The sequence below is a fragment of the Streptococcus sp. P25B114 genome, assembly GCF_053010325.1.
This window is the reverse complement of sequence record NZ_JBRKNW010000005.1, coordinates 20,161-34,893: the sequence shown is the minus strand read 5'-3', so window position 1 is coordinate 34,893 and position 14,733 is coordinate 20,161. Positions and strand designations below refer to the sequence as shown.

General features: G+C 41.2%; 14 protein-coding genes. 11 read left to right on the top strand and 3 right to left on the bottom strand.

What is annotated here, in order from left to right:
• Positions 1-229: 229 nt before the first annotated feature.
• The gene (locus ACVC7T_RS03450) at positions 230-1,405 is read left to right on the top strand and encodes a hypothetical protein (RefSeq protein WP_105123348.1); all 1,176 of its coding nucleotides are present in this window, start codon (positions 230-232) and stop codon (positions 1,403-1,405) included.
• 75 nt (positions 1,406-1,480) lie between these two features.
• On the opposite strand, the gene ACVC7T_RS03445 is transcribed toward ACVC7T_RS03450, so the two are convergent.
• Both ACVC7T_RS03445 and ACVC7T_RS03440 read right to left on the bottom strand, forming a co-directional pair.
• Complete coding sequence (locus ACVC7T_RS03445; protein WP_447262468.1) at positions 1,481-2,971, bottom strand: lipopolysaccharide biosynthesis protein; 1,491 nt, start codon at positions 2,969-2,971, stop codon at positions 1,481-1,483.
• Positions 2,972-3,529: 558 nt separating this feature from the next.
• On the bottom strand, positions 3,530-4,429 hold the full coding sequence (locus tag ACVC7T_RS03440; protein WP_447262467.1) for a glycosyltransferase family 2 protein: 900 nt from the start codon (positions 4,427-4,429) through the stop codon (positions 3,530-3,532).
• Between the two features lie 85 nt (positions 4,430-4,514).
• Between ACVC7T_RS03440 and ACVC7T_RS03435 the strand changes: the two genes are divergently transcribed.
• From ACVC7T_RS03435 to ACVC7T_RS03415, 5 genes are all read left to right on the top strand, one after another.
• The gene (locus tag ACVC7T_RS03435; protein WP_447262466.1) at positions 4,515-5,285 is read left to right on the top strand and encodes a glycosyltransferase family 2 protein; all 771 of its coding nucleotides are present in this window, start codon (positions 4,515-4,517) and stop codon (positions 5,283-5,285) included.
• A gap of 2 nt (positions 5,286-5,287) precedes the next feature.
• Positions 5,288-6,082 carry a hypothetical protein gene (locus ACVC7T_RS03430; protein WP_447262465.1) on the top strand — a complete coding sequence of 265 codons (795 nt, stop codon included), beginning with the start codon at positions 5,288-5,290 and terminating at the stop codon, positions 6,080-6,082.
• A gap of 8 nt (positions 6,083-6,090) precedes the next feature.
• Positions 6,091-6,714, top strand: a complete 624-nt coding sequence (gene nth / locus ACVC7T_RS03425) for an endonuclease III (protein ID WP_105160906.1) — start codon at positions 6,091-6,093, stop codon at positions 6,712-6,714.
• 284 nt (positions 6,715-6,998) lie between these two features.
• Positions 6,999-7,982: a GMP reductase gene (gene guaC, locus ACVC7T_RS03420; protein ID WP_105110159.1), complete on the top strand. Its 984-nt coding sequence runs from the start codon at positions 6,999-7,001 to the stop codon at positions 7,980-7,982.
• An 83-nt stretch (positions 7,983-8,065) separates the two neighbouring features.
• Positions 8,066-9,409 (top strand): MATE family efflux transporter, encoded by a 1,344-nt coding sequence (locus ACVC7T_RS03415; RefSeq protein WP_105160908.1) that lies wholly within the window; start codon positions 8,066-8,068, stop codon positions 9,407-9,409.
• Positions 9,410-9,447: 38 nt separating this feature from the next.
• Here ACVC7T_RS03415 and ACVC7T_RS03410 read toward each other — a convergent pair whose 3' ends face one another.
• Positions 9,448-9,630 carry a 4-oxalocrotonate tautomerase gene (locus tag ACVC7T_RS03410; RefSeq protein ID WP_024413156.1) on the bottom strand — a complete coding sequence of 61 codons (183 nt, stop codon included), beginning with the start codon at positions 9,628-9,630 and terminating at the stop codon, positions 9,448-9,450.
• Positions 9,631-9,751: 121 nt separating this feature from the next.
• Between ACVC7T_RS03410 and ACVC7T_RS03405 the strand changes: the two genes are divergently transcribed.
• From ACVC7T_RS03405 to ACVC7T_RS03385, 5 genes are all read left to right on the top strand, one after another.
• On the top strand, positions 9,752-11,080 hold the full coding sequence (locus tag ACVC7T_RS03405) for an excalibur calcium-binding domain-containing protein (RefSeq protein ID WP_105160909.1): 1,329 nt from the start codon (positions 9,752-9,754) through the stop codon (positions 11,078-11,080).
• A gap of 337 nt (positions 11,081-11,417) precedes the next feature.
• Positions 11,418-11,987, top strand: coding sequence for a thymidine kinase (locus tag ACVC7T_RS03400; protein ID WP_105160911.1), 570 nt, complete (start codon positions 11,418-11,420; stop codon positions 11,985-11,987).
• A gap of 228 nt (positions 11,988-12,215) precedes the next feature.
• Positions 12,216-13,295, top strand: coding sequence for a peptide chain release factor 1 (prfA, locus tag ACVC7T_RS03395; RefSeq protein WP_105160912.1), 1,080 nt, complete (start codon positions 12,216-12,218; stop codon positions 13,293-13,295).
• A complete protein-coding gene (prmC, locus tag ACVC7T_RS03390) occupies positions 13,295-14,128 on the top strand; it encodes a peptide chain release factor N(5)-glutamine methyltransferase (protein ID WP_105160913.1) in 834 nt (277 codons plus the stop codon). Before prfA ends, prmC begins: the two co-directional genes overlap by 1 nt.
• Entirely contained in the window at positions 14,115-14,717 is a 603-nt protein-coding gene (locus tag ACVC7T_RS03385) for an L-threonylcarbamoyladenylate synthase (RefSeq protein ID WP_185741522.1), read from the top strand. The genes prmC and ACVC7T_RS03385 overlap by 14 nt, the downstream gene beginning before the upstream one ends.
• Positions 14,718-14,733: the final 16 nt, after the last annotated feature.

Below are 14,733 nucleotides of genomic sequence, written 5' to 3'. Positions count from 1 at the left end.
TTTTAAAGTGGGGATTTTGGGTTCGAGAATATCTATTATTTCTATTTTTGAAATCGAGGTGTTATAATATAGTGTTACCAAATATTATCAGACAAAGGAAGAGAAATGATTAGAGAAGTAGGAGTACATAAATTGTACGAACGCCGGAAAGAACAGGATATGGGAGGGCCACAATCGATGTTTCTACAACAATCTTGTAGGGAAAAACTTGTGTTATGGGTAAACAGGTATGGAGAATAATACCTTCAATAAGTGGAGTGTCATCTTCTTCTATGTCTCGATTAGCATCTATCCCCTCAGTATGGTGATGGCGACGGCCTTACAACGGCTGGGATTTGCCTATCTAGCGAGCAAAAGCATCTTTTTCTTCTATGCGCTTATTTATCTATTTGCTTTTGTTATCTTTGTGCGTTTCCCTTTGTCCATGAAACGGCTGACGAGTTTATATTTCATCTATCTCTTGTATATTATTTTGTATTTGACCAGTAATCGATTTGTCAAAAGGACTTTTACAGGGGTTGAGATGGTGATGATTTACACCTTTTATTTACCCTATGCGGTCTTGATTTTATCCCGAATAACTGATTTTTCCTATCTCTTTACCAGCAAGTTCATAGAATATATGAATTATGTGATTATTGTCAGTGCTTTTATCGCAAAATATGTCTTTCATAATGCGACGAATTACATGCCATATTCCTATAACTTGTTACCGATTTGGCTGTTGTTTGTCTTTAATTTCATTCATCGCCCAAGCCTGTTGAAAGCAGGCATTGCGATTGTTATGTTGCTAGAAGGTGTTATTTATGGGGCGCGTGGTCCCTTGATTTGGTTGGCAGTGGGTGGTTTCCTGTGTTTGTTCATAGATTTGATTGAAAAAAAAGTCCTGCGTCACCTAACCTTAAAAACCTTCTTACAAATTTTCTCTGGCTTGGCACTGTTTGCAGGAATTTTCCTCTTTCTTAGACGGGTACTTGCTTCTGTTCATATAGAAGGTTCCTATATTCTCAACCGTATTAATCAAGGGATTATTGGCGAGAGCACAGGGCGTAAGTTTATGATAGAGACGGCTATCGCGCATTTGAAAATCATGGGTGGGGAAATCAACGGGGCCTTTTTTGACAGAACCTTGATGCCGGATGGTATATATGTCCATAATTTTATCTTGGAAACCTATCTGAGCTTTGGCTGGGTTTTGGGGACAATGATCTTGCTCTTTCTCGTTTATTTTATCGGCACAACCTTTTTCCGAGCATCTATGACCAATAAGAAAGTTGTCGTTTTTGCAGTCTCAGCTTTCTTTTTGAAATTCTTTGTAACGGGGAGTATGTATGGAGATTATAGTTTCATCATCATGCTTTCAGTAGTCTATGCTGTTTATCGGCAAGAGATATGGAAGGATTAAGTCTACCTTAGCGTAGCCATATAGAAAAATACCATACTAGATGGACAAACTTGTCTTGAACTAGTATGGTATTTCTTATGCTGGCAGTTTTCGTTTTAAAAAGTCAAATAATTCTTTCTGAGAGAAAGCATAATTGATAATCAAACTGATAATGGTTGTGACAAGGATACTGATGCTGCCAAAGACAATCCAACCGACAATGGAACCAATACTTCCAGTAAATGGAAGGAGCAGGAGGTTGGACAAGGTAAAGATAGCCGCATCCATCAGTAATTGTTTAGAGATTGAAACGGGTTGACCTGTAATGATAAAACGGTAGGTATACCAGATATAATAGGCCAGACTGAAGGTTTGTGAAACAGCTGTACCGATGGCAACGCCAACAATGTTTAAAGGTACAACTAACATCAGAGAAATCGCTAAGTTTAAGATAGCTTCGGTATAGGTTCCAAACTGTGTTTTCTTAAATTCTCCGCTAGCGAAAACCAAGGTCCGGTAAGGCAAACGAATAGCGTAGAGAAGAAGGGAAATCGTCATGATATAGCCAAATAAAGGCTGGTTATAGTTGGCATCGGTCACCTTATCCGTATAGAGAAGGATGAATGGCGTCACCAATTGAAAGGTTGTCGCAAGGACAATGGTTGAACCAGTATGTAAGAGCCATTCTAACTTTCTAAATTGCCGAAAGAGAAGTTGGTGATCGTCCAAATGTAGGGCACGCCCAAGAAAGGGACGCAAGCCACTGGTTGCTGCATTGAGAAAAGTTTTAATTCCCTGAAAGACCGTGTTATAAATCGCATAGACAGATACACTGTTCAAGCTTGAGAACATAGAAAGGATGACAATATCGGTACTTTCTTGAACAGTATAGGCGATATGCTGACCAATTCCATACCATTGTTGGTTGATTTTAAAGTTTTTATCAATTCCTTGCTTGGAAATATGGTAATGCTTGTGGACGTAGTAACTGATAGAGATTGGTGGGATTATAAAGACCAATGCTGAAACGAATTTAACTAGAAATACAGTTTGTCCCTGTTTAATGAGAAACATGGAAAGTAAGAGATTGGCAATATTGGTCAATCCTTGTAAGATTTCCTTGATATAGGCTTTTTGATCAGAGCCTAAAATGATTTGACTGGTGATGCCAACAAAAAATTGAAGGAGATGCGACAGAGAAAGAATAGCAATCAGACTCATTATTTGTTGCTGTGAGAAATGGCTGGACAGTACCTGAGGGAGAAAGAGGCAGAGCGCACCGACATAAACGATTAAAAAGAGTCCAATCTTATTGAAAAATTGCTGAGACTTATAATAAATGGTGGACAGCTTCCCATAATCTTGGTCCAACAATGGTTTATACATAGCAACTTGGACGACAGTTCCCATTCCCATATCCAATAGGCTAATCAAGGTCAGATATTGAGTAATACTGGACATGAGCCCATTGACTTCTGAACCATAAGCTGTGATGAAAAGCCGAGGGAGAATTAAACTACAGACGATTGAAATACATTTGTTCAAAAGGGAAATAATCCCGTTGATTTTCAGTGATTTTGTATTCATTCCAAGCCTTTCCTTGTGAATTTTTTGGTAACATTTTTTGAAAAGTAAACCCTTTTTTGGTAGAATGATGTGAAGGGTTTCATAATTTTAAAAGGAAATAGTGATGGTGTCTATGTTGACTTAATGGTTGCAGCTAATAATATTACAAGTGTTCATGATCAGATGTACACCTATCGTATTTGTGCAAATTCGCTCAGTTCAGATTTCCGAGTAAAGAATATTCTCGAATTAGTTGCTTCCTGCGAGCTTTTGCTTAAAAATTGCAAGAATCATAAAGAGTATTATGAATTTAAATTGATTGAGGCGCTCTTGCAATTATTGATGGTTTCCATCAAAGAAAACAATAAAGAAACCTATCAATCTGCTAAAGCATACCTGAAAAGATTGGATTTCAGAAAGAACAAATACTTGTATAGTCTCTTAAAAAATGAGTATTCTTACCTGTTTTTCTTGCTATTTTGTATCTACTGCCAACCAATTATCGGCTGTCATCCCTCTTGCTTGGTTTTGTTTCCTTAGAACCTGTATTTACAACTTGTGAACACAGATTCTACGCTTTTACTTTATTTTATTTTTTAGGTTAATAAAACCACGAAGGGCTTGCCAACCAAAACAAGAAACAAGGAGATAGATAGCTGCAAGTGGAGTTGGTTGGATACGCAGTGACTGCCACAGATGATGGCGTACCTGACCAATGTCTCTTAAACCATAGTAGCGCAGAGCTAGATAGTATTCCTGGTAGCTAGCTAGTTTTCTCTCAGGCACGAGTTTTAGTCTGCTATTTATCTCGGCAGCACGTTTGGAAACAACCTGATAACCTTGAATGACCTTGTTGCTGTTTTTTGAAATGCTGTCATCTTGAATTTCATAGACAACTAGGTCTTCCGAAATCTTATAGCCCTTGGAAACTTCTAGGAGTTTTAAAAAGAGATCCCAATCTTGACAGCTTAATAAGCTGTTATCCAAGCCACCAATCTGTAGGAACAAGGATTTTTTTACCATCAAGGTTGAGAAACCACCGAGATTATTTTGTAAAATAGTATCTCCAACCTCCAAGAGCCCCCCAGATGGTACATGGACAGCAGTTGAGCCAAATCCAGTCACAACAAATCCTACTTCGGGATATTTTTGGAAGATATGTTCTTGCTTTTCTAGTTTACTAGGCAAGAAATAGTCATCTGAATCCAGAAAGGCAATCAATTCGCCCTTAGCTAACTCAACACCTTTATTGCGACAAACATTAGCGCCACTATTTTCAGCTAATTGGTGTACAATAAGCTGAGGGATTTGCTCCTGCAATTGTTTTAGGACGGCTAGTGAGTTATCTGTCGAGCAGTCATCCACAACAATAATTTCCCAATTGGAGTAGGTTTGACTAATAACACTTGCGAGGACTTCTTGCAGTAGATGACCTCTATTGTAGTTGGGAATAACTACTGAAATCAATGGTAAAGACATCTTGTTTTTTCCTTCTCGTCTATTATCGCTTTTAATATTACTATAATAGATACTAATTTTCAAATATATTTGCTGAGGTTATGCAATGAATAAAGACCTATCTCGTCCATTGGTTAGCGTAATTATACCCATGTATAATGCAGCTGACTATATTACTGAGACAATTAACTCTGTTTTACAACAAACCTATCAGAATTATGAAATTATCGTGGTAGACGATTGCTCGACAGACCAGTCTGTTGTCCTTGTTAAAGAGATGATGACTTGGGTACCCGATTTGACTCTCTTGGAGAATCCCACTAATTCAGGGGTGGCAATATCTAGGAATAAAGGGGTAGCAGCGGCGCATGGTCGCTATATTTGCTTCTTAGACGCAGATGACCTTTGGTTGCCAACAAAATTAGAAAAGCAACTTGCCTTCGCAGAAGCAAACGGTCATGCTTTTACATTTACAGCCTACCAATTTGCTGACGAAAACGGTACAAGTTTAAACAAAATAGTCAAAGTTCCTGCTAAAATCTCTTACCAGGAATCGCTACGCAATCACACGATTTTCACTTCAACCGTTATGCTGGATTTACACCAGTTAACAAAAGAGCAGATTGCGATGCCTGATGTCCGTAGAGGACAGGATACTGCTACTTGGTGGAAGATACTGAAAGTTACAGGTTACGCTTATAGCTTACCTGAAGCTCTGTCTATCTACCGCCGCGTCAACTCTTCCTTATCTGCAAACAAACTAAAGGCCATCAAACGGACATGGTATCTATTTAGAAAAGTAGAAGGTCTATCCTTAATTCAAACGATTATTCCCTTCATTGGGTATGCCTATAACGCTGTGAAGAGGAGGATATAGGAATGGTTGTATTAGTAGCAACAGTGGATAATCACAATGTAGACAAATTACTTGAGACGATGAATTTAACATCTGTTGTCACGATTATTGTTAATCAGTATCGGTCAGGTCGTGAGCAGTCTGAATTGGTAACAAAAGAGCGTTCGACCATACTGCATTCCAATCGTTTGGGCTTGAGTGCCAGTAGAAACGATGCTCTTGCCCTAGCACCTGAGCATGCGATTTGTCAAATTGCAGATGATGACATGGTTTTTGTCGATAACTACCAGGAGATTGTGGCTGAGGCCTATCAGGAATTTCCAGATGCGGATGTGATTGTCTTTTATGTAGACAATGAGGTGGCAACCTTGGCCAAGAAACCATTGAAAAAAGGAAGAATTTATCATCTTGGGGCAATGAGAACCTCTTCTGTGCAGATTAGCTTTAAAAAATCTAGTATATTACAAAAAGGAATTGTGTTTGATGAACGGTTCGGAATTGGTGCTAAATATGGTTCGGGTGAAGAAAATATTTTATTATTTGATGCTCTTCGCAAGGGACTGAAAATTTATAGTTATCCTGTCAAAATTGCAACTTTGATAGATGCTAGAGATTCTTATTGGGATCGTTCTAATTCACCTGAAGTTTGTCGGAAACGAGGTGCAATATATAAACGCATGTCACCCAATTGGTATTGGTTGCTGATTTTGCAATTTGCTATTCGGAAACGGAAAATGATGCTCCCAGAAATAAAAATAACGGACAATATTCGCTATATGTTCCAAGGAGCAAGGGAATTTTCAAGAAATAAGGACTAGAGGTTTACATGGTATTATCAAAAAAACGTGCACGAAAAGTGATTGAAGAAATTATTGCCCTCTATCCAGACGCCAAGCCAAGTTTGGATTTTAGAAATCATTTTGAACTGCTGGTAGCGGTCATGTTGTCTGCTCAGACGACAGATGTGGCGGTCAATAAGGAAACACCTGCCTTGTTTGAGGCCTATCCGACACCAGAGGCTATGGCAGCAGCCGAGGTCAAAGACATTGAGCCCTATATTTCACGCTTGGGTCTTTACCGTAACAAGGCTAAATTCCTTAAAGAATGCGCCCAGCAGTTGTTGGATCAATTTGACGGTGTAGTTCCACAGACACGCGAGGAATTGGAAAGTTTGGCAGGAGTAGGGCGAAAGACCGCCAACGTCGTCATGAGTGTCGGCTTTGGCATCCCAGCTTTTGCGGTGGATACGCATGTCGGTCGCATCTGCAAACACCATGATATTGTTAAAAAATCCGCTACGCCACTGGAAACAGAAAAACGGGTCATGGAAGTTTTGCCACCAGAACTCTGGCTCCCAGCCCATCAGGCCATGATTTATTTTGGACGGGAAGTCTGCCATCCGAAAAATCCAGAATGTGCAAAATTTCCGCAGTTATATGAATTTGATTAAAAAATCTTCAGTTTTTGGAGATTTTTTTGATTGTTAGGACAATTTCATTCAGAAAACAAGAATGATTTTTTGAATTTGTTCTAAAATATTCTCAAAAATCGAATAATACGAATGAAGTGACGTTTTAAATGTTGGATAATTGAGAATAAGCGAACGTTAATCATCTGCATGGCTTTATATTTGACAAAAACCAAACGATAGTATATAATTTATTCTGTAAGTTGATTTAAAAACGAAAAAACAATGTATTTTTCGTAAGATTGTTCAGAAAATGAGGTAAAGCTATGTACAACGAAATGCCGGTATTTGACTATGAGGACATTCAGTTAATTCCCAACAAGTGTATCATCAACAGCCGTTCTGAGGCGGATACGACGGTGACTTTGGGCAAGTACAGTTTCAAACTTCCTGTAGTTCCGGCCAATATGCAGACCATTATTGATGAGGATGTGGCGGAGATGCTGGCTAAGGACCGTTATTTCTACATTATGCACCGTTTTGACGAAGAAGGACGCATTCCCTTTATCAAACGGATGCATGACCAAGGTTTGATTGCTTCTATTTCGGTCGGTGTCAAAGACTACGAATATGATTTTGTGACTAGCTTGAAAAACGATGTGCCCGAATTTATCACCATTGACATTGCGCATGGTCATGCGGACAGTGTCATCAAGATGATCAAGCATATTAAAAAAGAGTTGCCAGAGACATTTGTTATCGCAGGAAATGTTGGGACGCCTGAAGCGGTTCGTGAGTTGGAGAATGCGGGTGCTGACGCAACCAAGGTCGGCATTGGTCCGGGTAAAGTATGTATTACTAAGGTTAAGACAGGCTTTGGTACAGGTGGTTGGCAGCTGGCAGCCCTTCGTTGGTGTGCTAAAGCGGCTCGTAAACCCATTATTGCGGATGGTGGTATCCGTACGCATGGTGACATTGCCAAATCCATCCGTTTCGGTGCCAGCATGGTCATGATTGGTTCCCTCTTTGCAGGGCATATTGAAAGTCCGGGTAAAACCATTGAAGTGGACGGCGAGAAATTCAAAGAATACTACGGCTCGGCCTCTGAGTATCAAAAAGGTGCTTATAAAAATGTAGAAGGCAAGAAAATTCTCCTGCCAGCTAAGGGGCATCTCAAGGATACTTTGGTGGAAATGGAACAGGACCTGCAGTCATCCATTTCTTACGCAGGTGGTCGTGATTTGAACAGCCTGCGCCATGTGGACTATGTCGTCGTGAAAAATTCCATCTGGAACGGCGATTCGATTTAATTTATGTTTGTAATGAAATAGAGGACTTGCAGTGCAGGTCCTTTTCTTGATACAATAGATTGACTAAGATTAAAGGACCGATTATGTATCCAACTAAAACAATAAAAGAAAAGTTTCTTCTCTTTCTAAAAATTTTTCTGCCGATTTTGATTTATCAATTTGCTAACTTTTCGGCTTCTTTCATCGATACCATGATGACGGGACAGTTTAGTACCCTTGATTTGGCGGGTGTTTCTATGGCGACCAGTTTGTGGAACCCATTTTTCTCCTTTTTGACAGGGATTGTGTCGGCTTTGGTTCCCATTATCGGCTATCATCTGGGCAAGGGCGATAAGAACAAGATTCGCGAAGAATTTCACCAGTTTGTCTATTTGTCTGGCTTTTTGGCCTTAATTTTGTATATATTGGTCTTTGTTTTTGCTAGGCCTATTTTGAGCTGGCTAGGCTTAGATGTTGAAGTTGCAGGAGTTGCTCTGTCCTATCTCTACTATATTTCCATTGGCATCCCGCCTTTTCTCATCTTCAGCGTCTGCCGGTCCTTTTTCGATGCCCTCGGTCTGACCCGACTGTCCATGTACCTCATGTTGCTCCTGGTTCCCTTTAACACCCTCTTTAACTATTTCTTGATTTATGGGAAATTGGGACTGCCGGCCCTGGGCGGATCAGGTGCTGGACTTGGGACTGCTTTGGCTTATTGGGCAGTCTTAGCAGTGGTTGTCCTGGTCATGAGGAAAAATAAGCAGATTGCATCCTACCAAGTGTGGGACTGGACATCCTTTAATCCTGCCATGCTCAAAGAAGGGGTAAAAATCGGTCTTCCCATCGGTCTGCAGGTTTTCGCAGAAGTAGCCATTTTTGCAGTGGTCGGGCTCTACATGTCCAAATATTCTGCGCAGACCATTGCGGCCCACCAGGCAGCTATGAATTTTGCGACTCTCATGTATGCCTTCCCGCTCAGCATTTCCATGGCCCTGCCTATTCTGGTTTCCTACGAACACGGGGCAAAACGCCTGAAAGATGTCCAGCAGTACAGTCTGATTGGCCGCTTGACAGCCGTTCTCTTTGCCAGTCTGACCTTGACTTTCCTTTATTTTAATCGGGAAATGGTAGCAGGTCTTTATGGTATAGAACCTGAATTTATCGCCTTAACCTCTGACTTCCTGGTCTTTGCCCTCTTTTTCCAACTGGCAGATGCCTTTACAGCACCGATTCAGGGGATTTTACGGGGCTACAAGGACACCACCTTTCCCTTTGTGCTAGGCCTGGTGTCCTACTGGTCCATGACCTTCCCTATTGCCTGGTTGCTGGATAGTCTGACGGACTTGGGACCAAAAGCTTACTGGATTGGCTTGATTGTCGGGATATTCACCTGCGGGATTTCCTTGAATCTACGCTTACGATATATTGTAAAAAAAGATAAGCAATAAGAAAAAGCTGACTTGAAAGAAGACAAGTCAGTTTTTATTTATTTGCGTTTCATTTCGCCATGCGGGAAATAAGTTCCCTCTTTCATGTCGTTAATAAAGACATGGATAGCTTCCTTCGGGGCGTTGGTATTACGCGAAACAACCTCTGTCACCTCACGAGCTAGGGCAATTTTTTGCTCCTCAGTGCGACCTTCAAATAAATCAATACGTACAAATGGCATATAAATTCTCCTTTTTGTTGAATATTTTATCACAGTAAAAAAATTATTCAAGTATTTTATAAATAATTGCAATTTTATCCTTTGTTCTATATAATAATATTGTGAAAGAAAGGAGATAGATATGCTAGGTAAGATTAAAAATCAAGGTAAAATCAGAAAGATTTTCAACAGAAAAACAGCTACTGTAGCAGGTGGTTTGCTGGTAGCAAGTGTTGCAGGAATTCAATTGACGACTGCTGAGTTGCCGGCGAAAGAACAAGTTTACGGCCAACCTATTGAAAAAGTTCTACAAATCTATAAAGAGGCTGGATTTGAAAATATCAAGGAAAGTTTAAAAATTGCAGATTTAGAGTACGGAAAAATTGATGAAAGTAGTAAGGTAGAAGTTGTTCTTGTTGATGGCGAAGAATGGAAAGAAGGGACTGCCTCAAAAAATGTACCGATTTCCATATCTTATCATGCCCCGAAAGATGATGCGGTTGAATTAAGCAATCTTTCCTATCCTGGAAATGTCACTGAGCTTGAAAAAGAGTTGATAGAGGCAGGGTTTGACAATATTGAGCTATCTTCTGTTATGTTGTTGGCAGAAGGAAATGATGACAAGAACGATCAAGTAGAGAATTTGGAAATTGGTCCCTATTCCTATCAGAAAGGCTACTTTTATTCGACAAGTCTTCCTGTCAAAGTAACTTATTTTGATGCTAGCAAGGATAATTTGAAATTTCCACAGGATGCTTTAGAGACTAAAAATAAGATAGATTTAGAAAAATCCCTGACTGAAGTCGGATTTACACAGGTAAAGTGGGATAAAATTGAAGAAAAGGACAAGTCAAAACACGGGACCATCCGCGATATTACAGTAGATGATGAGAAACTAAGACTAGATACCAAGCAAGATATTATCTTAAAAAAAGCAACGCCAATCGTCATCAGTTACTATGATTTTTCAAACTTTGCTGAAGTACCTAAGGATATTTCAAACGCAACAGTAGAAAAGAATAAGGAGTTATTTACTGCTGCGGGCTTCACTCAGATTTCCGAAGTTGCTACGGAAACAGATGATATCAGTAAAAATGGTCAGGTGAGCGTTATTGAAATAGATGGGAAGGCTTGGGATTCCCAGAAAGATACTGTTTATAAGAAAAATAGCAAGGTTGTCATCAAATACTGGAATGCTGAGAAGGCTATCGCAGAAAAGGCTCGTAAAGAGGAGGAAGAACGCCAGGCAGCTGAGGCCAAACGAATTGCTGAGGAGCAAGCTGCAGCCCAGGCTCAAGCGGCGGCTCAATCACAAGGTCAAATCCATGGTTTTGCGCAAGCACCTGCAAGCAATGTTTACTATCCGAACTGTAAGGCAGCGAGAGCAGCAGGAGCAGCTCCGGTCTATCAAGGTCAACCTGGTTATGGAAGTCACCTAGACAGAGATGGCGACGGAATTGGTTGCGAGTAGATAAAACAGGAGGGACTGTTTTGAAACCTGCATACCGCATCATCTTAGCTTTGTTACTAGGTCTATTTACCCTTGATTTTGCAATGGCAGTGTTTCCAATCAGCACCATCATCGGACCCATCCTGGTAACCATAACATTGTTTTCTGCTATTTACATCCTCCTGGTTCTCTATAAATGGAAGCCCAAATGGGGTGAGATGCTATTAGAGTTGGTTTTAAATTTATTCATGTGGCCATGATTTCCAAACAAGCTCAACTGGGCTTGTTTTTCTCTTTCCCATAATAGTGATTTTATGATAGAATGGAGGGAGTGAAATTTTAGAACGGAAGAGGAAAAATGGCTCAATTATACTATAAATACGGAACCATGAACTCTGGTAAGACCATCGAAATTCTCAAGGTAGCTCACAACTACGAGGAGCAGGGAAAACCCGTTGTCATTATGACTTCGGCACTGGATACCCGCGATGCTTTCGGAGTCGTTTCCAGCCGAATTGGCATGAGAAGAGATGCGGTGGCCATTGACGACCAGATGGATGTATTTGGTTATATTGAGAAAATGGACCCGCATCCTTATTGTGTCCTCATCGACGAGGCTCAGTTTCTCCGACGTCATCACGTCTATGACCTGGCCCGTGTGGTAGACGAACTCGGTGTGCCAGTTATGGCCTTCGGTCTTAAAAATGATTTTAGAAATGAATTGTTTGAAGGATCGAAACATTTGTTACTCTTGTCGGACAAGATTGAAGAAATCAAAACCATTTGCCAGTATTGCTCAAAGAAAGCAACCATGGTCTTGCGAACCCAGGACGGCAAACCGACCTACGAGGGAGAGCAAATCCAAATCGGAGGCAACGAAACCTATATTCCAGTCTGCCGCAGACACTATTTTTCACCTGAAATATAGTCATTTAATAGGATAAAAAGAGTGGAACATTTTGTTCCAAACAATTTTTAGAGAGGAATTGAACACGGGCTACGAACTGTGCCTGTTTCATGACCTACACATTATAGAAGGGAATTGAACACGCCCTACAAGCTGTGTCAAAAAGATAATTTCTCCAAGTGTTTGTAACGCTTGGCCGAAATTCCTATTTTGACTGTGCTTGTTTAACGGGCTTTGTATCTTAATTTTATGAACATCTACGATCAATTACAGGCGGTGGAAGATCGCTACGAGGAACTTGGTGAATTGTTGTCTGACCCTGATGTGGTCAGCGATACCAAGCGTTTTATGGAGTTGTCTAAGGAAGAAGCGGCAACTCGTGATACAGTAACAGCCTACCGCGAATACAAGACTGTACTTCAAAACATTATCGATGCAGAAGAAATGATTAAAGAATCTTCTGGCGATAGCGACTTGGAAGAAATGGCCAAGGAAGAACTCAAACAAGCCAAGGCTGACAAAGAAACCTATGAAGAGAAATTAAAAATCCTTCTCTTACCAAAAGACCCCAACGATGACAAGAACATTATCTTGGAAATTCGTGGTGCAGCTGGTGGTGATGAGGCCGCACTTTTTGCTGGCGATTTGTTGACCATGTACCAAAAATACGCAGAAAGCCAAGGCTGGCGCTTTGAAGTTATGGAGGCCTCTTACAACGGCGTCGGTGGTATCAAAGAAGTCGTGGCTATGGTTTCTGGTCAATCCGTTTATTCAAAACTCAAGTATGAATCAGGAGCACATCGTGTCCAACGTGTCCCTGTGACAGAAAGCCAAGGTCGTGTCCACACCTCAACAGCAACTGTCCTAATTATGCCAGAAGTAGAAGAAGTGGAATATGACATCGATCCAAAAGACCTTCGTGTCGACATTTACCATGCCTCTGGTGCTGGTGGTCAGAACGTCAACAAGGTGGCGACTGCCGTTCGTATCGTTCACTTGCCGACCAACATTAAGGTCGAAATGCAGGAAGAGCGTACCCAGCAAAAGAACCGTGACAAGGCTATGAAAATCATCCGAGCGCGTGTGGCTGACCATTTTGCCCAAATTGCCCAAGACGAGCAAGATGCTGAGCGCAAGTCAACCATCGGCACTGGTGACCGTTCGGAGCGGATTCGTACTTACAACTTCCCGCAAAACCGTGTGACCGACCACCGTATCGGTCTTACCCTGCAAAAACTGGACACCATTTTGTCTGGTAAGATGGATGAGGTTGTCGATGCCTTGGTACTCTATGATCAAACGCAAAAACTGGAAGAGCTGAATAAGTAATGACATACGCCCAACTTTTTTCTGTCTATGAGGCAGAGCTTTTGGCAGTGGGAGAGGAGCCTGAGAGCCTCTCTTTTGTCTATCGAGGTCTGAAAAATCTTGATCTGACCGCCTTTGTCTTGCTACTTCGTCAAGAAGTGTCGGCTGAGGAGCGGGACGTAATCGAGCAGATTTTTCAGCAGCTCAAAGCGCATCAGCCAGCTCAGTACATCCTAGGTTACGAGGACTTTCACGGATTGCGTTTCAAGGTGGACGAGCGGGTGCTTATTCCGAGACCGGAGACAGAGGAGTTGGTTGATTTGGTTTTGTCGGAAAATAGCAGAGCTAATTTACGAGTTTTGGACATTGGAGCTGGCAGCGGTGCTATTGCGGTTTCTCTTGCTCATGCTAGAGCAGATTGGGATGTAGTTGCAGTAGATATTTCACCCGACGCACTGACTTTAGCCCAGGAAAATGCTGAGCGCAACAAGGTTGACGTCCAGTTTATCCTGTCCGATTTGTTTGAAAATATTTCTGGAACCTTTGACATCATCGTCTCCAATCCGCCCTATATTTCGCCAGATGATAAGGCTGAGGTCGGGCTAAATGTCCTTGCATCAGAGCCACATGTAGCGCTCTTTGCAGAAGAAGAAGGCTTGGCTATCTATCGAAATATCATTGAGCAAGCTGGTCAATTTTTGACTAATAATGGAAAAATCTACTTTGAAATTGGCTACAAACAAGGGCAGCAGGTGTCTGATTTGCTGCGTCAGCATTTCCCAGAAAAAAATGTCCGAGTACTGAAGGACCAGTTTGGCCAGGATAGAAAGGTGGTTGCTGATGATAATGGATAAATTCCGAACAATAATTGAAAACGACGGTGCAGTCATTATGCCGACGGAGACCGTCTACGGGCTTTTTGCCAAGGCCCTGTCGGAAACTGCTGTTAATCATGTTTATGAACTCAAGCGACGCCCGCGCGATAAGGCTATGAACCTAAATGTGTCAAACCTGAACGATATCCATTATTTTAGTCAAAATCCTCCCTTTTTTCTTGAAAAAGTGTATAATAGTTTTATGCCTGGTCCCCTAACAATTATCCTAAAAGCGAACAATAATGTTCCTGTTTGGATAAATTCAGGTCTGGCAACTGTAGGTTTTCGGGTGCCAAAGCACGAAATAACCTTACAATTGATAAACATGATTGGCCCTCTCATTGGTCCATCTGCTAATTTATCAGGAAAAGAAAGCGGAAGATATTTCCAGGATATTCAGGCCCAGTTTTCTCAAGAGCTGGTAGGCTTTGAGGATGATCAAGCCCTGACTGGTGTAGATTCGACCATTTTGGACCTTTCTGGTCAGCAAGCACGAATTTTGCGTCAAGGTGCCATCACCAAGGAAGAAATTTTGGCTGCTGTACCTGAAATTGAATTTGCAGATTGACCCACGTCTAAACATA